At 41.9% G+C, this 23,159-nt stretch carries 21 protein-coding genes and 1 riboswitch; of the genes, 13 read left to right on the forward strand and 8 right to left on the reverse strand.

Translation table 11 applies throughout. The features are described 5' to 3' along the window. Positions 1–53: 53 nt before the first annotated feature. Positions 54–1,196: a histidine kinase gene (locus tag J2Y37_RS12525; protein WP_349033028.1), complete on the reverse strand. Its 1,143-nt coding sequence runs from the start codon at positions 1,194–1,196 to the stop codon at positions 54–56. Between the two features lie 44 nt (positions 1,197–1,240). Between J2Y37_RS12525 and argH the strand changes: the two genes are divergently transcribed. Next, positions 1,241–2,620, forward strand: coding sequence for an argininosuccinate lyase (gene argH / locus J2Y37_RS12530; protein ID WP_349033064.1), 1,380 nt, complete (start codon positions 1,241–1,243; stop codon positions 2,618–2,620). Between the two features lie 9 nt (positions 2,621–2,629). Continuing rightward, a complete protein-coding gene (locus J2Y37_RS12535) occupies positions 2,630–2,917 on the forward strand; it encodes an oxidative damage protection protein (protein WP_349033065.1) in 288 nt (95 codons plus the stop codon). 875 nt (positions 2,918–3,792) lie between these two features. On the opposite strand, the gene phoU is transcribed toward J2Y37_RS12535, so the two are convergent. Continuing rightward, positions 3,793–4,515, reverse strand: a complete 723-nt coding sequence (phoU, locus tag J2Y37_RS12540) for a phosphate signaling complex protein PhoU (RefSeq protein ID WP_004668238.1) — start codon at positions 4,513–4,515, stop codon at positions 3,793–3,795. Between the two features lie 148 nt (positions 4,516–4,663). On the opposite strand from phoU, the gene J2Y37_RS12545 reads away from it, so the two are divergent. The 6 genes from J2Y37_RS12545 (at position 4,664) to gluQRS (ending at position 11,213) form a co-directional block, all read left to right on the forward strand. Next, positions 4,664–5,779, forward strand: coding sequence for a hypothetical protein (locus J2Y37_RS12545; RefSeq protein ID WP_349033029.1), 1,116 nt, complete (start codon positions 4,664–4,666; stop codon positions 5,777–5,779). Positions 5,780–5,815: 36 nt separating this feature from the next. Then, positions 5,816–5,936, forward strand: a riboswitch (TPP riboswitch). Between the two features lie 84 nt (positions 5,937–6,020). Beyond that, a complete protein-coding gene (thiC, locus tag J2Y37_RS12550) occupies positions 6,021–7,916 on the forward strand; it encodes a phosphomethylpyrimidine synthase ThiC (RefSeq protein WP_004668237.1) in 1,896 nt (631 codons plus the stop codon). 75 nt (positions 7,917–7,991) lie between these two features. Beyond that, the gene (locus J2Y37_RS12555) at positions 7,992–8,603 is read left to right on the forward strand and encodes an NUDIX domain-containing protein (protein ID WP_004668235.1); all 612 of its coding nucleotides are present in this window, start codon (positions 7,992–7,994) and stop codon (positions 8,601–8,603) included. A gap of 22 nt (positions 8,604–8,625) precedes the next feature. Beyond that, positions 8,626–9,441 carry a 3',5'-cyclic-AMP phosphodiesterase gene (cpdA, locus tag J2Y37_RS12560; RefSeq protein ID WP_349033030.1) on the forward strand — a complete coding sequence of 272 codons (816 nt, stop codon included), beginning with the start codon at positions 8,626–8,628 and terminating at the stop codon, positions 9,439–9,441. A gap of 216 nt (positions 9,442–9,657) precedes the next feature. Further along, a complete protein-coding gene (gene dksA, locus J2Y37_RS12565; protein WP_004668232.1) occupies positions 9,658–10,191 on the forward strand; it encodes an RNA polymerase-binding protein DksA in 534 nt (177 codons plus the stop codon). A 146-nt stretch (positions 10,192–10,337) separates the two neighbouring features. Continuing rightward, positions 10,338–11,213, forward strand: a complete 876-nt coding sequence (gene gluQRS / locus J2Y37_RS12570; RefSeq protein ID WP_349033066.1) for a tRNA glutamyl-Q(34) synthetase GluQRS — start codon at positions 10,338–10,340, stop codon at positions 11,211–11,213. Positions 11,214–11,280: 67 nt separating this feature from the next. Here the strand turns inward: gluQRS and ftsW are convergent, their stop codons facing one another. The 5 genes from ftsW to J2Y37_RS12595 all read right to left on the reverse strand — a co-directional run bounded on the left by ftsW (position 11,281) and on the right by J2Y37_RS12595 (position 16,480). After that, positions 11,281–12,474, reverse strand: a complete 1,194-nt coding sequence (gene ftsW / locus J2Y37_RS12575; protein ID WP_005194692.1) for a putative lipid II flippase FtsW — start codon at positions 12,472–12,474, stop codon at positions 11,281–11,283. Between the two features lie 10 nt (positions 12,475–12,484). Further along, the gene (murD, locus tag J2Y37_RS12580; protein WP_349033031.1) at positions 12,485–13,843 is read right to left on the reverse strand and encodes a UDP-N-acetylmuramoyl-L-alanine--D-glutamate ligase; all 1,359 of its coding nucleotides are present in this window, start codon (positions 13,841–13,843) and stop codon (positions 12,485–12,487) included. 199 nt (positions 13,844–14,042) lie between these two features. Beyond that, complete coding sequence (locus J2Y37_RS12585; protein ID WP_241323662.1) at positions 14,043–14,294, reverse strand: DUF6587 family protein; 252 nt, start codon at positions 14,292–14,294, stop codon at positions 14,043–14,045. 75 nt (positions 14,295–14,369) lie between these two features. Continuing rightward, positions 14,370–16,223 (reverse strand): ferrous iron transporter B, encoded by a 1,854-nt coding sequence (locus J2Y37_RS12590; protein ID WP_349033032.1) that lies wholly within the window; start codon positions 16,221–16,223, stop codon positions 14,370–14,372. Next, positions 16,220–16,480, reverse strand: coding sequence for a FeoA family protein (locus J2Y37_RS12595; protein WP_034594829.1), 261 nt, complete (start codon positions 16,478–16,480; stop codon positions 16,220–16,222). The genes J2Y37_RS12590 and J2Y37_RS12595 overlap by 4 nt, the downstream gene beginning before the upstream one ends. Before the next feature lie 151 nt (positions 16,481–16,631). On the opposite strand from J2Y37_RS12595, the gene xerD reads away from it, so the two are divergent. From xerD to thrC, 4 genes are all read left to right on the forward strand, one after another. After that, complete coding sequence (gene xerD / locus J2Y37_RS12600; protein WP_349033033.1) at positions 16,632–17,552, forward strand: site-specific tyrosine recombinase XerD; 921 nt, start codon at positions 16,632–16,634, stop codon at positions 17,550–17,552. Positions 17,553–17,686: 134 nt separating this feature from the next. After that, positions 17,687–18,502, forward strand: coding sequence for a DsbC family protein (locus tag J2Y37_RS12605; protein ID WP_005194684.1), 816 nt, complete (start codon positions 17,687–17,689; stop codon positions 18,500–18,502). Positions 18,503–18,631: 129 nt separating this feature from the next. Then, positions 18,632–19,933 (forward strand): homoserine dehydrogenase, encoded by a 1,302-nt coding sequence (locus tag J2Y37_RS12610; RefSeq protein ID WP_004668219.1) that lies wholly within the window; start codon positions 18,632–18,634, stop codon positions 19,931–19,933. A 109-nt stretch (positions 19,934–20,042) separates the two neighbouring features. After that, positions 20,043–21,182 (forward strand): threonine synthase, encoded by a 1,140-nt coding sequence (gene thrC / locus J2Y37_RS12615; RefSeq protein WP_005194683.1) that lies wholly within the window; start codon positions 20,043–20,045, stop codon positions 21,180–21,182. Between the two features lie 67 nt (positions 21,183–21,249). Here thrC and pbpG read toward each other — a convergent pair whose 3' ends face one another. Then, on the reverse strand, positions 21,250–22,314 hold the full coding sequence (gene pbpG, locus J2Y37_RS12620; RefSeq protein ID WP_349033034.1) for a D-alanyl-D-alanine endopeptidase PBP7/8: 1,065 nt from the start codon (positions 22,312–22,314) through the stop codon (positions 21,250–21,252). 209 nt (positions 22,315–22,523) lie between these two features. Between pbpG and J2Y37_RS12625 the strand changes: the two genes are divergently transcribed. After that, positions 22,524–23,159, forward strand: coding sequence for a response regulator (locus J2Y37_RS12625; RefSeq protein ID WP_004668213.1), 636 nt, complete (start codon positions 22,524–22,526; stop codon positions 23,157–23,159).

A 23,159-nucleotide genomic window follows, 5' to 3' on the forward strand; every position in this document is an offset into this window, starting at 1 on the left:
TCCTCCTTGTCACCGCTAACATCATCCATATTTTTTATGGTTAACTTGACTTATTATTTTACTCGATAGTGGTAACAGACCACTGTGGTATATAACGATGTGCCCCCATAAACTTGAAACTTTACGGTTTGACCATAATACGCTTTCAAACGTTGCTCTACATTTTCAATCGCAATACCATTTCCTTTTCGCGTTTTTATTGTATCGCGAGAATATGGGTTAGTAATGACTATACTGACTTGATTTTGCAATATTTCAACCAATACGCTAATTGTTGACTGCTGTAAAACCTTTTCCACCCCATGGAAAATACTATTCTCAAGCAAAGGTTGCAATGTCAATAATGGAATCGTGACCCGTTTTAATTCAAGTGGTGTCGCCTGTATGTTCCATTCTACCTTTAAACGATCCCCTAAACGTATTTTTTCGATGCTCAAATACTGTTGACATAAATCAATTTCCTCCGCCAAACTCACCAATTTAAGTTCCTGAAAACTCGCGCGGAAAAGACGTGACAAACTAATCAACATATTTTCAGCTTTATCAGGATCAATCGTAATTAAACTCACCACACTATTTAAACTATTAAACAGAAAATGCGGATGAATACGCGCCTGCATCGCTTGAATACGTGCATTCAGCTCACTATATTGCTGATTGAGCCACTGTTCTCGCATATATAAATAGCGCAAACAAAATGCCCCCAACAACACTCCATAACTCAAATGCAGACTCATGCCATCAAATAAAATGTCTTCAGAGAAGTCTCCTGAACGAACAGTCCAATATTGAATAAGATTAACCGCACAGGTCGTCAACAACACGATCAGCAGCAATAAAATAAAACCAAGTGTTAATGCCACTTTCTGACTAAATTTAGCAAAAAAATCTTGAAAATAATCAACACATGCGGCAAAGGATAAAATCACCCAGTTAATAAAAAATATATATTGTAAAACACGAACACCCTGTAATGCCTGCCATGACTGAGCTTCAGCCAATGCCAACACCATTGCCAAGACATTACTGGCAACAATTAATTCCAATAAGTATTGCCATTGGCCAATTTTCGTAAAAAAATAGGAACCAGATCGATTCAACTGACGAGATTGCAATAACTTCTTACGTCGAGTTTCGGCAACTGCGTTTGGATTTGCTATACTCTTTTTTATTTTCCTGAGCTGCCATGACCACATCTTCTCAATCCTCTTCTTCAGCAAGCCCTCATCAAACCTCTGGAATGTGGGGCGGTCGTTTTTCAGAAGCAACAGATGCTTTTGTTGCAGAATTTACCGCATCTGTGCAATTTGACCAACGTTTTTATAAACAAGATATTGCTGGCTCAATCGCACATGCAACTATGCTTGCAAAAGTGGGCGTACTCACCGAAGCTGAACGTGATGACATTATTCAAGGTTTAACCACAATTCAAGCAGAAATTGAAGCAGGTAACTTTGAATGGCGCATTGATTTAGAAGATGTGCATATGAACATTGAGTCTCGCTTGACTCAACGTATCGGTATTACAGGTAAAAAACTGCATACAGGGCGTAGCCGTAATGACCAAGTTGCAACGGATATCCGCTTATATTTGCGTGATGAAATCGATGACATCCTTGGCTTATTACTCCGCTTACAAAAAGGCTTACTTGGTCTTGCAAGCAAAAATACCGACACCATCATGCCGGGTTTCACTCATTTGCAAACTGCACAGCCTGTGACTTTTGGTCATCATCTATTGGCTTGGTTTGAGATGCTGGTGCGTGACACTGAGCGTCTACAAGACTGCCGTAAACGTGTCAATCGTATGCCACTCGGTTCAGCTGCTTTGGCGGGTACAACCTACCCAATTGATCGTGCTTTTACTGCTGAACTATTAGGCTTTGAGGCGATTTCTGAGAACTCGCTTGATGCAGTGTCTGATCGTGATTTTGCCATTGAATTCAATGCCGCTGCATCACTGATTATGATGCATCTATCTCGCATGTCAGAAGAACTGATCTTATGGACTTCAGCGCAATTTAAGTTTGTGAATATTCCTGATCGTTTCTGCACAGGATCTTCAATCATGCCTCAGAAGAAAAATCCTGATGTACCTGAGTTAGTTCGAGGAAAATCAGGACGTGTATTTGGCGATTTGATTAGCCTACTGACCTTAATGAAAGGCCAACCTTTGGCGTATAACAAAGATAATCAAGAAGACAAAGAGCCTCTATTTGATGCGATTGACACCGTTCGCGGCTCGTTGATGGCATTTGCCGATATGGTTCCAGCACTTGTACCAAATATCGAAATTATGCGTGAAGCAGCCTTACGTGGCTTTTCAACAGCAACTGATCTTGCAGACTATTTGGTGAAAAAGGGTGTGGCTTTCCGTGATGCGCATGAAATCGTGGGTAAAGCGGTTGCTTTAGGTGTGGCGGAAGAAAAAGATTTGTCTGAACTCACGCTTGAGCAATTACAGCAATTCTCTGATTTGATTACTGCGGACGTTTTTGACAAAGCCTTAACTTTAGAAGCATCTGTCAATGCGCGTAATCATATTGGCGGAACTTCACCAGAACAAGTTGAAGCTGCTATTGTACGTGCACACACTCGCCTAGAACAGTTATACGCTTAAGGATTGATGATGACTAGACAAGTATTTTGCCGTAAATATAAACAAGAGCTTGAAGGCTTAGACTTTGCCCCTTTTCCTGGTGCAAAAGGTCAAGCATTTTTTGAGACTGTTTCAAAACAAGCATGGCAAGAATGGTTAAAACACCAAACCACGCTGATTAACGAAAAGCGTTTAAATGTGTTTGAGTCAGATGCAAAGAAATTTCTTGAAGAACAACGTGAAAAATTCTTTGATAATGATGAAAGTGTTGAAAAAGCTGAAGGCTGGAAGCCTGAGACACAGGAAAGCAACGATTAATAATCGTTGCCTGTGTCGCAAGACTGAGAGCTATGCTCGGAGTGCAAGGATAAGCAAACTTAAAACATCGTTTTAAGGCGCTGCCCTTGCGCAAGACAAAAGGCCACGCCTGAAGTGCAAGGAAAACTAAAGCAAAGCTTTAGTTTTCTGCAAGACAAGGACAAAGTCCGCGTAGGCTATAATCGAAAAGAGTCTAATGCCGCAAGACGAGAAGCTATGCTTCGAGTAAATTGAAAACTAAAGTTTTTAAAGATTTAGTTTTCTGCAAGACAAGGACGAAGTCCGCATAGGCTATAGTTTCAATGTTTTCATAGAAAATATTATCGCTGTGATATCGATTATCTAACCTAAAAAGAGAGCTTAAACTGGCTCTCTTTTTACGTGGCATTTACATTAGCAATAAAGCCTTACAGAGCATACACACTTGTCTACATGACAGTGATGCTCGTTGCGCTTATATTTAATTCAGAAGGACAAAGAGATACGATGATATCTCACGCAACATATGATATTTCTCTCCCAGACTTTCCCCCGAAGTCTGGGATTTTTTTATCTTTAATTTAATAAAACATATTCCCAGATCACAAAACCCAAGCCAAATCCGAGAAAGGCATAAAGGATAATAATAAAAAATACAAAACTGGCTTTGTTGTTCTTTTTTAAAAATCGCATCATCTTCTGCATACCTTAATCTGAGATTAAGATCATTTTGAATGTATTGCTCCTCAAAACATAGATACAGCGCTTTTGCAAAAAACTATAACAGTCCCGCTTAGGAAGAATCATGAGGGTAAAACAATAAAAAAGCTGAGCCTGAAATTATTTCAACGCTCAGCTAATGTTTTTATTTATCGAAACCATAAAAACAGGAAAAATTATTTTCGATGTACTGTTTGTTCAATTTCTTCAATACTGGTATGACGAACATCTCTGCCCTTAGCCATATAAATCACTTGCTCTGAAATATTACGCGAGTGATCTCCAATACGTTCCAATGAACGCAATACCCACATCACGTTAATCACACGTGAAATATGACGCGGATCTTCCATCATATACGTCATTAGCGTGCGTGTCGCTGATTGGTATTCACGGTCAATATCCCCATCCGCCATCACAACTTTTAACGCTTGATCGACATCTAAACGCGCAAAAGCATCTAAGGCATCATGAATCATTACCCGTACTTGATTACCAATATGACGCGTCTCCATATAACCACGTGGCGACTCACCTTCTTCACACAAGGTTTGAGCGATACGAGCAATCTTTGCCGCTTCATCACCAATACGTTCTAAATCTGTATTGGCTTTACTCATCGCAATGACCATACGTAAATCAATCGCTGCGGGATGACGACGTGCCAAAATCAAAGTTAAGCCTTCATCGATATCACGTTCGAGCTGATTGACGGTATTGTCTTTGAACTGAACATCCATTGCTAAATTGGCATCGGTATCTAAAAGCGCATGAATTGCATTGGCAACCTGTTGCTCAACCAATCCCCCCATGCTCATAAATTTGGTATGCACATCTTGTAAGTCTTCATTAAATTGAGAAGAAATATGATGACTTAACACAGGATTACTTGGACTCACAGTATGCCTCCACTAGACACATGGAAAATGATGGATGATTAAAACACAACAATGATGAAACTTTTATGACAATCAATCCTTCGATTTCATCTTTATATCTCAAGCCTTATAATCATGCCGCGATAACAACTTATATCCAAGAACTTTTATGCGTATTTTTATTTTTTGTATTATGAGCAGTACCTTTTTTTTATTAGGCTGCCAAAAACCAACACAACCACAAAATGAACATGAACTGGCTCCCCAACAAGTTGCCAAAAAAATAACTTCTCAAGAGGAGTGTCAAAAATTAGATCAAATCATGCAGAAAATTGATAATCACAGCACCATTGAAGCATTAAATCAGATTAATGCTCAACTCAAACAATGTATTGCAACAGTAGAAAATGTTCAACAATTAAAGTGGCTAGAAAGCTCAACACAAATGTATCAACGTTTTTTAGAAGGGCATCAACAAGCAAAAGAGTATTACACACGTTATTACCCACATTTTGAAAAATATACAACCAGCTTATTAGATAATGAAAATGTATGGGAACAGATGGATAGAAATGAACCTGTTCAAGGGGATATTGCATTATTTAGAGAACTTGCCCCACGTGATCAATATCTATTTAACCATCAACAACAAGCATATATCCATCTACAGGCATTAAGTGAAGGTGTATTTGAATTTCACCGTAAACCACAATATGTAATTGATATTTTCGCTTCTACTTTACCCAAAGACCAACAAGATTTTATTCAACGTATGGCAAAAGACAATCGTGATCCCACTTTTGGAGATGCATCATTAGCAATCTCTTGGCAGGAATTAGTTGAAAGGGCATTATTTTGGGAACGATATATCCAAAAATACCCTAAAGGATATTTCACCCCGGATGCCAAAAATCTATTTGAAGATTATAGTAATTTTATTTTCTTTGGCTTGGATAATACACCTGTATCCGAAAATTACACTTCAGATTCGTGGATTAATGAAGATGCGCTTCAGCAAATTAAACTTCTCGCAAAAAACCACAATACTCAACTAAACAAAAAAGCCCAAAAGTTCCTCAGCTTTATAAAGACACCCACAGAACAACGTCAAGAAAAATTCGCACTTCAACCCATTGAATTATTTGATGAGTATGGCCATAAAAAGTATCCACAACAAATTACACATGAACAATTACGTTTAGTACTCAACATTAAACCACGAGATTGGAATACTTCACGCGATTGTTATAGAGATGCAATTTGTTTTAGACATAAGTGGAATTAAGCCTGCAATTTTTTTTAAATCTGATAATCTAATCACCATAGCTTGACGGAGCGCAGTTAATCAACTGCTGAGATGATCTTAATCCTTAGATTTAAAGATCAGTACCGTTGAACCTGATCAGGTTAACACCTGCGTAGGAATCAAGCCCAGCAAAAACTTAGCCTCTATTTATCAAAAAGATAAATCTGCCATCGTTTTTGGTCGTGCTTGATTCGTTAATGCTCTCCATAAGGATCATGCCATGAATCAATTAACGAATCTTTCCCCTGCTGATATCTCTGCTCAACATGAGCAAGACGCTAAAGATTTAACGCGTATTTTACCCGCATCAAACAAAGTCTATGTCCAAGGTTCTCGCCCCGATATCCAAGTCCCATTCCGCGAAATCAGCCTGACTGATACCCCGACTGGCTTAGGCGGTGAGCATAATCCACCTGTGATGATTTATGACACCTCTGGCGTTTATACCGACCCAAATATACAAATTGACCTCAATAAAGGCTTACCCTCTGTTCGTCAAGCATGGATTGAGGAACGTGGCGATACCGATGTCCTTTTAGGTTTAAGTTCTGAGTTTGGACAATCACGTTTAAAAGATATTCGTACTGCTGACATTCGTTTTGCACATATTCAAAATCCACGTCGCGCCAAAGCAGGCAAAAACGTTTCACAAATGCATTATGCCAGACAGGGTATTATCACCCCTGAAATGGAATATATTGCCATTCGTGAAAACCAACGCCAACGTGAGGGCGTTGATATGCGTCAGCATGCAGGTCAAAACTTTGGTGCACAAAATCTAAAAGAAATCACCCCAGAATTTGTGCGTCAAGAAGTTGCTGAAGGACGCGCGATTATTCCTGCCAATATTAACCACCCTGAAATTGAACCGATGATTATTGGACGTAATTTCTTGGTGAAAATTAATGCCAATATCGGTAATTCTGCACTCGGTTCATCAATTGATGAAGAAGTGGCCAAAATGACATGGGCCACGCGTTGGGGTGCAGATACTATTATGGATCTATCCACAGGGAAAAATATCCACGAAACGCGTGAATGGATTATTCGCAACTCACCTGTTCCAATTGGTACTGTACCAATCTATCAAGCTTTAGAAAAAGTAGACGGCGTTGCTGAAGATCTTACCTGGGAAATCTTTAAGGACACCTTGATTGAGCAAGCCGAACAAGGCGTAGATTACTTTACGATTCATGCGGGTGTGTTACTACGTTATGTGCCAATGACCGCGAATCGCCTCACAGGCATCGTGTCACGTGGTGGTTCAATTATGGCGCAGTGGTGCTTGGCACATCATGAAGAAAACTTCTTATATACGCATTTTGATGAAATCTGCGAAATCATGAAAGCCTATGACGTGTCTTTTAGTTTGGGCGATGGTTTACGTCCCGGTTGCGTCCAAGATGCCAACGATGAAGCGCAATTCAGCGAACTCAAAACTTTAGGTGAGTTGACGCATCGCGCTTGGGAACATGATGTTCAAGTGATGATTGAAGGTCCAGGTCACGTGCCAATGCATATGATCAAAGAAAATATGGATCTACAGCTTGAAGTCTGTAAAGAAGCACCATTCTATACGCTTGGCCCATTGACGACGGATATTGCGCCGGGCTACGACCACATTACCTCTGCCATCGGCGCAGCGATGATTGGTTGGTATGGCACTGCAATGCTGTGTTATGTCACACCAAAAGAGCATTTGGGCTTACCGAATAAGAAAGATGTAAAAGATGGCATCATTACCTACAAAATCGCAGCGCATGCAGCCGACTTGGCCAAAGGCCATCCAGGTGCACAAGTGCGTGATAATGCCCTGTCGAAAGCACGTTTTGAATTCCGTTGGGATGATCAGTTTAATTTGAGCTTAGACCCAGACACCGCACGCAGTATGCATGATGAAACGCTCCCGAAAGATGCACATAAATCAGCTCACTTCTGCTCAATGTGTGGACCTAAATTCTGCTCAATGAAGATCACACAAAATGTGCGAGATTATGCGCAAAACCAACGCAATGCCAAGCAATCAGATGATGCTGAAACAGAAGTTGAAGCAGGTCTCAATGCGATGAAAGCCGCTTATCAGGAACATGGTCAAAAATTGTACCACAAAGTGTAAATCCACTAAAAAAAGATTTTCCTGCGAAACATTCTCGGTTAGGATGAGATATGTACAATCTCATCCTAATTGAAGATGAATATTCTTGAACACGCTAGCTATTCAGCATCCGATGTAAAGATAGAGTCTCGAGAGCTGTTATTTCGAGGATTCATCCAAGTTGAGAAAGTGAGTCTAAAACATCGGCTCTTTCATCGAGCTGATTATTCACCGAGCATTCAACGTGAACTTGTTCATCGTCCTGAAGCCGCTGGTGTTTTATTATATAATGACCAACAACAACGCTTTGCACTCATTGAACAGTTCCGTATCGGTGCATTCAATGATGCTGACTCTGCATGGCAACTCGAAATCATTGCAGGCGTGCTTGATGGAGATGAATCTCCTGAAAGCTGTATTCGCCGAGAAACATTAGAAGAATCAGGTTGTGAAATCACAACATTAAAACACTTATTTAGCTTCTATCCATCTGCTGGCGCTTGCTCTGAATTTTTTCATTTATATGTCGCAGAAGTTGAATTGCCAATAGATGGGGGCATTTTTGGGGTATCGGATGAAGGTGAAAATATTCAGCTTCATTTATTCGATTATTGCCAATTAGACGTATTATTACACAATGGGCGGTTGAGAAATGCACCTGTAATTATGGCATTACAATGGCTTGCTCAACATATACAACAACGATAACAAGTCTGAGGGGCTAAAGACGGTGACATTCCAAGTCTCAACATCATCTCAACAAGATTTTGTGATGATACAGATTACTGATACACATTTATTAGAGTATCCACATTTAGAGTTCGTTGGAATGCAGCCCGAACTGAGTTTTCGTGCCGTCATTGACTTAATGCGTGAACAACATCCTCAGATCGACCTCATTGTTCACACTGGTGATCTAGCCCAAACACCTACGCCTGTAACCTATCAGCGCTATATTCAGCATATGCAAAGCTTGGGTATTCCCTTTTTTCATACCCCTGGCAACCATGATGACGTGGCACATTTTCCATTCCATCAAGCCGACCAAACACAGCCCACGATTATTGAACTGGGGAAATGGTGCATTATTCTACTGAATAGTGCTCAACCACAACGCATTGACGGAAAAATTGCAGATATCCAGTTAAAACAGTTAGCTGAACTGCTCCCCCAATTGCAGGATCGCTATGTCATCATTGCATGTCACCATCATCCATTTGCCATGCAGTCTGCTTGGATTGATCAGCACAAATTAAAAAACTCGTCTGATTTACTGGAAATAGTTAAACTTTTTTCTAATATCAAAGCCATTGTTTGTGGACACGTCCATCAAGACTCTATTCAAACATGGCAAGGCATTGAGTTTTTATCTACTCCATCGACCTGTATTCAGTTTAAACCGAAAAGTGATAAATTTGCTTTAGATGAAGAACATCCAGGTTATCGGTATATTTGCCTCAAAGCCAACGGGGAATTAGAAACCCAAGTTTATCGTTTATCTACGTCCGAACGCTTAATGAGCTCAGAAGTTTTGGGTTATGACTAGCGTAGGTCAACAATCACCCGACTCTAAACTTTTGATTACAAATCACATCCATGATTTCTCACCAAATCTAGACAGGAATGACTACCATCTTGCTCAAAAAATCTATATGATGACGACCCCTGATGGAAAAAACCATCAACAGTTTCTATAAAAACACTTGCATATCACCATATTTTTTGCGTATAGATAGTACGTGTAAGATGAGGAATGCCCTATATGGCGAATGACAACCAAAATCAAGTCTTGGATGAACAAACAGAAGTGATTGACGAGCAAAAAGCGCCTGTAAAACGTGTGCGAAAAACCAAACCTAAAGCTTCAGAAGGTGGAACGACTGCCAGCTTATTTGGTATCGCACCTTATCAGCCAAAGAAAAACGAAGAATACATGTCTGATGGACAACTGGAGCATTTCCGCCTGATCTTAAATGCGTGGAAAGCTGAGTTGATGTCAGAAGTTGATCGCACCTTGAACACCATGCAAGACGAGTCATCTGCACTGCCTGATGTGAATGACCGCGCGACCCAAGAAGAAGAATTTGCGATTGAACTGCGTACACGTGACCGTGAACGTAAACTCATTCGTAAAATCGAACAATCACTTGAAGCGATTCAAGCGGGTGATTATGGTTTCTGTGAAACTTGTGGTATCGAAATCGGCTTACGTCGCTTAGAAGCACGCCCGACTGCGACTCAGTGTATTGATTGCAAAACTTTGGCTGAAATCAAAGAAAAGCAAAATAACGGGTAATTGTGACTGTTGAGAATGCTCCAGCCGAGCACAGCTCGGCTCTTGCTCAGCAGCAAAGCAATCGTTTGCTTAACCTACTTCCAAATTTGCTTAATCGCCTGCCAGAAAAACATAGTTTTTCTCTTGCGCAGCGGCAAAGCGATGCTTTGCTTAATCGCTGCTCATACATCGGGCGCTTTGCCCCCTCGCCTACAGGTCCATTGCATTTTGGATCCTTACTCACTGCGGTTGCCAGTTATTGCGATGCCAAAGCTCATCAAGGCGAATGGTTGGTCCGGATTGAAGATACCGATATCCCACGCATTTATCCGAATAGCGAAACACATATTCTTGCCTGTATAGAAGCTTTTCAGTTTGAACCCGATGCTGAGATCATTTTCCAAAAAGATCGTTTAGATATTTATGAACAGGTACTTGAACAATTAAAATCGTCTCAAGCCATCTATGCCTGTCAATGCACCCGTAAAATGCTCGGTTCAAATCACATTTATGCAGGCACATGCCGTGATTTAAATTTAGATTTTGCTCAACAAGCGATCCGCCTAAAAGTCGCCGACCATCTCATCTGCTTTGAAGATCGTCTACAAGGACGACAATGCTCAAACCTACAGGATGAACTCGGTGATTTTGTCCTAAAACGTCGTGATGGCATTGTGAGTTATCAACTGGCTGTCGTGGTCGATGATTATCTACAAGGCATCACGCACGTGGTGCGAGGCGCAGACCTACTAGATAACACAGCTCGCCAAATCTGGCTCGGCTCACTGTTAGATTATCCATTATTAAGCTATATGCATCTTCCTCTAGCCATGAATGAACAAGGACAGAAACTCTCTAAACAAAATCTAGCGCAAGCCTTAGACATATCTAAAGCCCCCGAATTATTACAACATGCCATTTTAGCACTCGGTCAGCCTGCTGTTGATCTTGACCAACCACGCATCATGCTGCAACAAGCCGTTCAACAGTGGGATGTAAGTTTGATTCCAAAAGGCAATAATTTGACTGGAATCTATCAATAGCCATTAAAAAAAAGCCCTGAGCGATTACATTCAATTGCTTAGGGCTTTTTGACTTTTTAGATATCAACTAGAAATTTGATTCTTCTTTGACAGGATTGAGCTCTTGTGTGGATGCATCAATTTTTAGAATTAAACTAATCATTGCTGCACACATCATCAACGAAGTACCACCATAACTAATAAATGGCAGTGTTAGACCTTTGGTCGGCATCAAGCCCATATTCATACCAGCATTTACCAAAATCTGTAGCAAGAAAATAATACTGATTCCATAAGCCAAGTAACCTGCACGCAAGTAATTATGCTGCAAAGCACGATGTCCGATTTTGATACAACACGCCAACATGGTAAAAGACAGGATCATGACCAAGGTCACCCCGACAAAACCAAACTCCTCACCAAGCACAGCCAACATAAAGTCAGTATGCGCTTCAGGAAGATAGGAAAGCTTTTGTACACTATGACCTAAACCTGTTCCAAACCACTCACCACGCCCAAATGCCATCAATGCGTTAGATAGCTGATAACCCACACCCAATGGATCTGCCCACGGATTGGTAAAGGAAAGTAAGCGTTGAAAACGGAATGGCTCAAAGATAATCAGCGCACTTATACCAGCTAAAATCGCACCCAGCATGATCAAGAATTGTGTCGCAGGTGCACCAGCTAAGAAGAACACACCAACCATCATCAACACGATCACGACCGTTGCACCGAGATCGGGTTCCGCTACGATGAAGCCAACCGTTAAAGCCATCACTCCACTTAAACGTAACAACCCCTTCCAATGCGTTCGAACCTCTTTGGCACGGCGCACCACATAATCAGCCGTAAAAATAGCCATCACAATTTTGGCAATTTCTGTCGGCTGCAAGGTAAAACTGCCGACCTTAATCCATCGATGTGCACCATTTACTTCAGTACCAACCAGCAATACTGCCAGTAATAAAGCCATGGTGATGAGCCACAGTAGAAATGCATTTTTGAACCACAGATTCATCGAAATTCGATAGGTCAGAAAAGCCACCACACCAGCCACACAAATCGAAATACCATGACGAATCAAAAAGTAAAATGGGTTCTCATGAATATATTCAGCATAAGGCATTGATGCAGATGCCACCATCACCGAACCGAAACACAATAAAGAAATAACACAGAAAATCAGTAGATTACGTGCCGTCATTTCTGCTGGAAGCTTTGGCAGACGACTCAATAATTGCGAAATTTTTTGTGCCGTATTTTGGGCTAAATCAGCCATAGTGTTATTCCTAATTTTTATTTTCATTCAAGGCATGTACACATGCCACGAATTGATGTCCACGGTCATTGTAGCTTTTAAACATATCAAAGCTAGCGCATGCAGGAGAAAGTAATACAACATCTTCCGCTTGAGTGACTTTCTGAGCAAGCTCTACCGCTTCTTTTAAGTTACTGACATGTTGGATAGCCGTCGTACCTTGTAACGCTTGTTCAATCATTGCCGCATCTTCACCGATCAGTATCACTTTCTTTACGTATTTTTGTATTGCATTACGTAGCGGTTTGAAATCTTGCCCTTTGCCTTGACCACCCATGATCAATGCCAGTTTACCTTTTTGGGCTTCAATAGCAGCACCTAGACCGTCGATAGCAGCCAGTGTTGCACCGACATTGGTCCCTTTAGAATCATTGTAATAACGCACACCATCGATCGTTTCAACGTATTCACAGCGATGCTCTAAACCTTTAAAGCTTTTCAGTGTTTCAAGCATCGATGACGTTGCTAAGCCAATGGCTTCACCAAGTGCCAAACAAGCCAAGGCATTGGCAATATTGTGCATGCCCTGAATATAAAGTTCTGAGCTTTTGATTAAGCGCTCACGCCCTCGTGCCAACCACATACCCCCATCGGCCTCTCGAAGCACCCCATATTGATTCAAATCAGGTGCATTCAGCCCAAAATTTTGCATCGGTGTTACATCAGGAACTAAAGGACGACTCAAACTATCATCGCGGTTATACACCACCTTTTTTACACCTTGGAAAATACGATGCTTGGCTTTGTGGTAACCCAACATATCGCCATGACGATCTAAATGATCTTCACTCATATTGAGCAATACCGCGACTTCGGCATTGAGATTCGAGGTGGTTTCAAGTTGGAAACTGGAAAGTTCCAACACTATCAATTCAGGTTGATCTTTGAGTAAATCAAGCGCTGGACGTCCAAGATTACCGCCTACAGCCACTTTTTTACCTGCATCAGCGGCCATCAAACCGATGAGAGTCGTCACTGTGCTTTTTGCATTTGACCCGGTAATTGCAACAATGGGGACTTCAGTCGCGCGACGAAGCAGTTGAATATCACTTACCACGGGGATGCCTTGGGCAATCGCTTGTTGAAGCTCGGGTAATTGTGGCGCAAGACCAGGACTTAAAATAATTTCTTCTGCTTGAAGCAAAAGATCGGTATCTAATTTTCCGAAACTTGTTCGAACATTTTTAGGAATTTGATCGTGTCCTGGGGGCGTTGTTCGGGAGTCCGTTACTGCAACTTGGTAGCCTTGTTCATATAGAAAGTTTACTGCTGACACGCCTGAAATACCCAAGCCAGCCACAACTTTTAATCCACCACGTTGTATTAACATTTTTGCCCCATTTATTACGGATCACGGAATGGCAAAAATGTTAGCACTTTACTGTTTTAAATGCTTTTTCAGTTTTGGTTTTATTCAGTCTTTTTTGTGTCAGTGCGTAAAAGTAGAGGGTGATGCACAGCATCCTGATATGAGGTCAGCAATCCTAAAAATTGCCCACATTCTCAAACATGAGCAATCATTATATTTCTTAACGCCATTTTACGGTTTGTACTGGCTCGGACTTTTTCGTCTCTTTGTCATCGGTAGCACAACCACAACCGCCACCACAACCCGCAACCATTTTAGGTTTCAGCCATGTTGCTAAACGCTGCCACCCAAAACGTTGACAGACGTTCGACAAAGCTAAAAATACTGAAGCTGCTGTTTTAGGAAATACCTTTTTAAAAACAATAACGGTACTCCATAGTACCAGTGCAGCAACAATTAAGTACTCAAACATAAGCCGCTCTCCAATGATCCCGCCCCTTAAAAAAGGGCTGCGCTGCGGTTATCGCAGCGCAAGGGAAGATTACAATCACCCCCAAATGCTGGATGCAATTTGGTAAGTGAAGAAGGACATCAAATAAGCCAATCCAAACAGATAAGCTGTCATGATGGCCACATGTTTCCAAGAACCTGTTTCACGACGTACTGTTGCCAAAGTCGCGAGACAATGTGGTGCATAAATAAACCACACCAATAAAGACAATCCAGTTGCCAATGACCAGCCTGAACCATCCGCACTAATTAAGCTCGCCAAGCCCTCTGCAATTGCATCATCATCAGCACCAGACAGTGCATAAACCGTACCCAATGCAGCAACCACCACTTCACGTGCAGCCATTGCGGGAATCAAAGCAATACAAATTTGCCAATTAAAACCAAGTGGTGCAAAAATGGGTTCCATCAAATGACCCAACATCCCTGCAAAACTATAATCAATCGCAGCGCGGGTTGCATCTTCAGGTGCTTGAGGGAAAGTACACAGAAACCAAAGTAAAATCGATAATGCGAAAATGATTCCACCAACGCGTTTTAAGAAGATTTTACCTCGATCCAATAAACCAATGGCCACACTTCTGATATCGGGAATACGGTAACTTGGTAATTCTAGTAACAATGCATGCTGTGATTTATCCTTTTGTAAAAACTTGGTCACAAAGGCAACACACAACGCGCTAACAATACCCGCCATATATAAGCCGAACAGCACCAAACCTTGCAGATTAAAGATTCCCAACACTGTTTGACTTGGAATAAATGCAGCAATTAACAGTGCATAAACAGGTAAACGCGCGGAACAGGTCATCAACGGCGCAACCATAATCGTGGTAAAACGATCCCGATGGTCGCTAATACTCCGCGTCGCCATAATTCCAGGAATTGCGCAAGCAAAGCTAGACAATAGCGGAATAAACGCACGCCCACTCAAACCAGCTTTAAACATTAACTTATCAAGTAAAAACGCTGCGCGCGGTAAATAACCTGATTCTTCTAATACCAAAATAAAGAAGAATAAAATTAAAATTTGTGGCAAGAACACCACCACACTACCCGCCCCAGCGATAATCCCATCAACAACTAAGCTATTCAGTAAAGGATTCGCAATCGATTCGCCCAACATCTCGCCGAGCCAAGCAAAAAAATTCTCGATGCCATCCATAAAAGGGGCGGCCCAAGCAAAAACCGCTTGGAACACGATAAACATCATCACGGCAAGACTAAGTAGACCTAAGACTGGATGCAAAAATATTTTATCGAGAAAATCAGTACGTTTATCTTCCTGATCAACAAAGCTCACCACATCTTTAAAAATCACCTCGATTTTCTGATGATGTTCACCCGTTAAACCACTTAACTCTGTTTGCGGGATCGCATACTTTTCTTGATCCAAAGCGTGACGTAAATTCTCGATGCCCGCACTACGAACAGCAACCGTTTCGACCACAGGTACGCCTAAGCGCTGTGAGAGCTTCTGCGTATTAATCTGGATACCGCGACGACGCGCCTCATCCATCATGTTCAATACAACCAATATCGGCCGACCAAGCTCAATCATTTCCAAGACCAAGCCCAAGTGCAATTTCAAGTTGGTTGCATCTACGACACACAAAAAGGCATCTTGTTGCCCTTCTTCTGCAATTTTACCTTGGCAAACATCACGGGTGATTTCTTCATCTGGACTGGTTGCTTGTAAGCTATACGTGCCTGGCAAATCCAGCACACGCACACTTCGACCAGAAGGCAATTGAAAGTGACCGACCTTACGCTCAACTGTTACACCCGCATAGTTGGCAACTTTTTGGCGTGTTCCAGTTAAATGATTAAATAATGAAGTCTTACCGCAGTTTGGATTTCCCACAAGGGCAACACGTAACGCATCACTCATGCAGGTGCTCCTTCAAGTTGAATTTCAATTTTATCGGCTTCAGCTTTACGCAATGCAAAGCGCGTAAAACCGATCTGGATGAGAATGGGGTCACCACCAAAAATACCTTTGGTCACCACTTGTACTTGTGTACCTGGCACAAAGCCTAAACTCTCTAAACGAACTGCCACAAGATCTGCATGTTCCGTTTCATCGACTGAGCGATTTACTTTGGTAATCATCGCTGTTTGCTTGACTTTTAATGCTGATAAACGCACCACTTTTCACCATAAAACCTTTTGCCCAAGTATACAGACAAATGAGAATAATTACCAAAAGCAATCTCAATGGCATTTACAATAAACCTCCAATCGACAAGCCTTCTGTTTTCTTTTACAGTGCCAACACATCATGCATATCTGAACGACCATGTTAAATAAAAAACCGCGTATCCCTGCCGCCGTGACCATTCCCGAACATTTGGGTTTTTTACAGGGTTTCCGTGATTATTTAGTGGCGCAAACCGTCAGTCCACATACCCGTAATGCTTATTTATCTGATCTGATTCAATGTAGTGAATTGCACAAAAATAGCGTATTACCACAATGGTCGAGTGATGATATTGCGGATGTATTGATTGCATTGACCAAAGCAGGTAAAAGCCCCCGCTCTATCGCAAGGTGCTTATCCGCTTTACGTCAATTTTATAAGTTTCTAAGAGAACAAAAACTCAGAGATGACAATCCTGTTGCCACCCATCAATCGCCGAAAATTGGTCGAGCATTGCCCAAGGATCTATCCGAACAAGATGTGGAGGCTCTGATTCATGCACCAGACATTAGCAATGCTTTAGGTCTACGTGATCGCGCCATGCTCGAGGTTTTATATGCTTGCGGTTTGCGCGTTTCAGAGTTACTCAATTTGCGTTTAGAACTCATTAATTTAAAACAAGGTTTTTTACGTATTACGGGTAAAGGCAATAAAGAACGTCTAGTACCACTTGGGCAATATGCTTGCGAGTGGATCGAAAAATATTTAGCAGAATCTCGACCACAACTGTATAAGAGTAGTACTGATTATCTATTTCTAACCCAGCATGGTGGAATTATGAGTCGTCAAAATTTTTGGTATGCAATTAAACGCTATGCCCTTCAAGCCAACATCCAAACTGAACTATCACCGCATACTTTACGCCATGCTTTTGCAACCCACCTTTTGAATCATGGTGCTGATTTACGTGTCGTCCAAATGCTACTCGGACACAGTGACCTGTCTACCACACAGATTTATACTCATGTTGCGCAACATCGTATGCAAGAACTGCACAGCAAACATCATCCGCGCGGCTAAAATGACCTTTTATCAGAGAATCAGCGATAAGATATTCTCATTCACAGAGAGTCAGCAAGATTTAACGAAGTCATTTGATTTTTTTGGTATGCTTAGCCGCTTATAGAAATGAAAACGTACAAAAAAGGTTCTTTATGGTGTTTACTCGATCTCAGCTTGTACTTGCTTGTACATTAGCCTCAACCTTATTGGTCAGTGCTTGTTCAAAAGAAAATTCAGCACAAAAACAAGATACGCTCACAGCAAGCACACCTGCGACAGGTGAAGCATCCACGTTAAATGAGCGTAATGCACAACAACGTTTGGTCTCGACTTTAGAAAAGAATTTTAAAACCGCTAAAATTAACGCCAAAATCGTTTCAATACAAAAAACTGAAGTTCCCAACTTATTCTGGGTAAATCTTGAAGGTATGGGTTCTGTGTATGCCACCAGCGATGGTCAATATATTATTCAAGGTGATGTGATTCGCTTAGGCGACAAACAGTTGCATAATGTCAGTGAAGCATTGCAAGCCACTGAGAATAAAAAACACTTGGCCTCATTAAAAACTGAAGACCTGATTGTTTATCCAGCCAAAGGCGGCAAAGCCAAACATATCATTTATGTATTTACCGATTCGAGCTGCCCATACTGCCACCGACTCCATGAAAATATTCCTGCCATAAACGAAAAAGGCATTGAGATTCGTTATATTGCATGGCCGCGTGGTGATCAATTTATGCCAACCATGCAAGCCATCTGGTGTAGTAAAGATCGTAAAGCTGCATTTGACCAAGCGATTCAAGGCTTACCTGTTACAGCAGCCGAGTGTAAAAACCCAGTAAGCGACCAATACCAACTCGGTTTAAATATGGGTGTAAATGGTACGCCTGCAATTTATAACGTTGAGGGTGAGTATTTAGGCGGCTATATGACTGCGGATGAAATCGCTCAACGCTTAAACAAATAAGCCTTTTCTCTACCGCCAAGAAAGAACGACTTGGGCGACAGATTAAAGATGATCTTAGCCCTAGTTTCGCTGCATTTTTTTAGCTATGATCAAGCTTCATTAAAATGATTGAATAAAATGGAGTGTGACGTGAAACCAGTTCGTCTGGCGATACTCGGTCTTGGTACTGTTGGTGGTGGAGCCCTTAAATTACTACAAGAAAATGCTGCTGAAATTAAACGCCGTACTGGTCGAGAAATTCAAATTACACACGTAGGCACCCGCCGTCCACGTCCAGATCTACAACTCGCAGGGATTCAGCAAAGCGCTGATTTGATGGAAATTGTACGTCAACCTGATGTTGATGTCGTTGTGGAAGTCATGGGTGGGATTCATCCTGCTTATGAACTGATTATGGAAGCCATTAAACATGGCAAGCAAGTCGTCACAGCAAACAAAGCTTTACTTGCTGAACATGGCAATGAACTGTTTAAAGCTGCTGAAGATAATGCGGTCCAAATCGCCTATGAAGCAGCCGTTGCTGGTGGTATTCCGATTATTAAAGTGATCCGTGAAGGTCTTGCTGCCAACCATATCCAATGGCTCGCAGGGATTATCAACGGTACAGGCAACTTTATCCTCACCGAAATGCGCGAAAAAGGTCGTGCATTTGCAGATGTCTTGGCTGAAGCACAACAACTTGGTTATGCTGAAGCTGACCCAACCTTCGATGTTGAAGGAATTGATGCAGCACACAAGCTTACGATTTTGGCCTCTTGTGCTTTTGGTATCCCATTACAATTTAACAAGGTGTATACCGAAGGGATCAGCAAAATCACCGCGCAGGATGTGAAATATGCCGAAGAACTTGGTTTCCGTATCAAGCATTTAGGTATTGCTCGCCGCGCAGCCAACGGTATTGAACTTCGTGTACATCCAACCTTGATCCCTGCTGAACAGTTGATAGCCAATGTAAACGGCGTTAAAAATGCAGTGTTGGTACAAGCGCATGCCGTCGGTCCAACGCTTTATTACGGTGCTGGCGCTGGTGCAAGTCCAACGGCTTCTGCTGTCGTAGCTGATGTGATTGATATTGTTCGTGACATCTCGTATACCGAAGATGGTGCGGGGACCATTCCGCAATTGGCATTTGAAGCCTTAGCCGACATGCCGATTTTAAGCCGTGAAGAAATGACGACTGGATACTACATCCGTCTAAATGCCGAAGATCAGACAGGCGTACTGGCTGATGTCACCGCGATTTTAAGCCGTACAGGTATTAGTATTGATGCCATCATGCAACAATCTCGTCTAAAAGATTTGATCCCAATCGTGATCTTAACTGATCCAATTGTTGAATCAAAAATGGATGAAGCGCTTGCACAAATTCAAGCATTACCTGCAATTCATGGCGAAATCGTCAGAATTCGTTTAGAATCGCTCGATAGTTAATCAGGTTTTTAAATCCCCCTAAATCCCCCTTTTCAAAGGGGGGACTTGCACATCGTCAAGTCCCTTTTGAAAACAAAGATTTAAAATATCTATATATTGGAACACCATCATGTCGAATGCCAATCGTTATACTGGTCTTGTAGATCGTTATCGTGACCGTTTACCTGTATCTGCAACTACGCGTGCAATTTCTTTAGGTGAAGGTAATACACCGCTCATTAAACTCGAGAATATTCCACGTATTATTGGTAAAAACGTTGAAATCTACGTGAAATACGAAGGTCTGAATCCAACAGGTTCATTTAAAGACCGTGGTATGACGATGGCGGTGACCAAAGCAGTTGAAGAAGGCTCTAAAGCGATCATCTGTGCATCTACAGGGAATACCTCAGCAGCCGCAGCAGCTTATGCAGCGCGTGCAGGCATCAAGGCATTTGTCTTGATTCCAGAAGGCAAGATTGCGATGGGTAAAATGGCTCAGGCGATGATGTACGGTGCGATTACCATGCAAATCCGCGGTAACTTTGATGATGGTATGCGTCTGGTCAAAGAAGTTGCGGATCAAGCACCTGTTACTATTGTAAACTCAATTAATCCTTATCGTTTGCAAGGTCAAAAAACCATTGCTTATGAAATCGTAGAAGCTTTGGGTCGTGCACCTGACTATCACTGCTTGCCTGTCGGCAATGCGGGTAATATCACTGCACACTGGATGGGCTATACCGAAGCTGTTGCAAATCAACCTGCTGATCAGTTTGAACAAGTGATTTATGATGCGGCTACAGATCAGTTCACAGGACCTAAGCCAGAAGGCTTACCAACGATGGTCGGTTATCAGGCTGCTGGTGCAGCACCGTTCTTACGTGGCGCACCTGTAGAGCATCCTGAAACTGTTGCAACTGCGATTCGTATTGGTAATCCACAAAGTTGGAACCATGCTAAAGCAGTAGTACGTGATTCTAAAGGTTGGTTCGATGAACTAACGGATGCTGAAATCCTAGAAGCACAACGCTTACTTTCAATGTATGAAGGTGTCTTTGTAGAACCTGCATCAGCAGCATCGATCGGTGGCGCAATCCGTGATCTTAAAGCAGGTAAAATCGCTGAAGGTTCTGTGATTGTCTGTACGGTGACAGGTAATGGCTTAAAAGATCCTGATACCGCGATCAAGCAATGCGCTGATGCTGTGATGTTGTCGATTGATGCTACGATGGATCAAGTGAAAGATTCGATTCTTTCTAATATGTAACCATCGCGTCTCATGACAAATAAAAAACCAGTTGCATGCAACTGGTTTTTTATTTGTTCAATAATAATTAAACACGTTTTGGTAAAGTATTTAACCAAGTCAATAAGTTGGTTGCATCGCTGTTACGTGCTTGCGTACTTGGCGCACCCAATAACACCACAACCGCTGGACGTGAATTCACAGTAGTGTGCATGACCACACAGCGTCCTGCTTCATTAATATATCCAGTTTTAGACAAATTAATATTCCAACCACCATTACGTACTAAAGCATTGGTATTATTTGACTTCAGTACACGATAACCTAAATTAAAATCATAGGTCGGTGTGGTTGAAAACTGACGAATCAAGCCATACTGCGATGCTGTACTGACTAGAATGCCTAAGTCACGTGCCGATGAAACATTGCCCGGATGTAAACCTGTGGACTCGACATAATGTGTCGCTGTCATTCCCAATTGTTTTGCTTTGCTGTTCATCGCCGCATAGAAGGCATTACGCCCACCTGGATAAGTTCGCGCTAAAGCAGCAGCAGCAGGATTTTCTGATTTCATCAAAGCGAATAGTAGTAATTCTGCTCGATTCATACTATCGCCTGCGCGTAGTGTGGAACTCGAGTTCTTCCCGCCTGCGCCAGCAAAATCGATGCTCTGTAAAGTAATTTCTTCAGACATGTTCAATCGAGCATCAGCAGTAACCACGGCTGTCATGACTTTGGTGATTGACGCGATTGGCAAAGCTGAGTTGGTATTTTTGCTATACAGCACCTCACCCGTTTGCGCATCCATCACCAATGCAGCACGTGCATTAACTGAAGGCTGGCTGCTGAAACCAGAAGTATCGCGTATCTGAACGCTTTGTTGTGGCGTTGCTGACGAGCTAATCGTAGCAGAGCCACCACTACGCAAGGTCGTCGTTACAGAGGTAGAGCCTTGTGGACCAATATCCAATGACTCATCATCATTCATCAATTGATTGACATCACTGGCCGACCAGCTCAATGAAGCTGAACCATTGTCAATCGAAGACGCTGAATTGTTATTGACAACTAACTCAGCAAAACTTGTTGAGCTACAAGCCAACAAGATAGACATGCATAAAACATGCATGACGGATTTTTTAGGATTTTTCACGACACAATACTCAACTCAGGATGCTGCACATTTGCGCTTACTATCATTATGCCTTACATTTGAGCATATTGGGTAAAGCTTTTATAGACACAATTGTGTACAACTATTCTCTTAAAATGAAGAATAGCATTGCTAATTTTGTCATTTCATTGCAAGCTAATTTTGCTTTATGTAACAAAAAACCAATTTTTTAATAAAAGGAGGTCTTCTTGATCACTGTTCTCGTTGTTGATGATCATGAACTCGTACGTACTGGTATTTGTCGTATGTTAGAAGACCACCCAGAAGTTGAGGTCATTGGACAGGCCGAATCTGGAGAAGACGCGATCGCTATTGTTCGCCAAAAACACCCTCAGGTTGTGCTTCTGGATGTAAACATGCCGGGGATTGGTGGTGTAGAAACCACACGACGCTTGTTACAAAGTGCTCCGGATACCAAAGTTATCGCCGTAAGTGGTCTAGCAGAAGAACCTTACCCTTCCCTTTTACTCAAAGCAGGCGCCAAAGGATATATCACCAAAGGTGCACCGATTGCGGAAATGGTTCGTGCGATTAACAAAGTGATGCTGGGTGGTAAATATTTCAGTGCTGACATCGCTGAGCAACTGGCCAGTTCTTATCTTTCTGATACGCAGCAATCCCCTTTTGATGCGCTGTCTGAACGTGAAATGCAAGTGGCGATGATGGTGGTCAACTGTATTAGCGCCCAAGAAATCGCTGACAAGTTATTTGTCAGTGTGAAGACCGTAAATACCTATCGTTATCGTATTTTTGAAAAACTGGCAATTGATAGTGATGTCAAACTCACCCATCTTGCGATTCGTTATGGACTGATTAAACCTTAA

The organism is Acinetobacter sp. 3657 (assembly GCF_031456775.1).
Lineage (GTDB): Bacteria > Pseudomonadota > Gammaproteobacteria > Pseudomonadales > Moraxellaceae > Acinetobacter.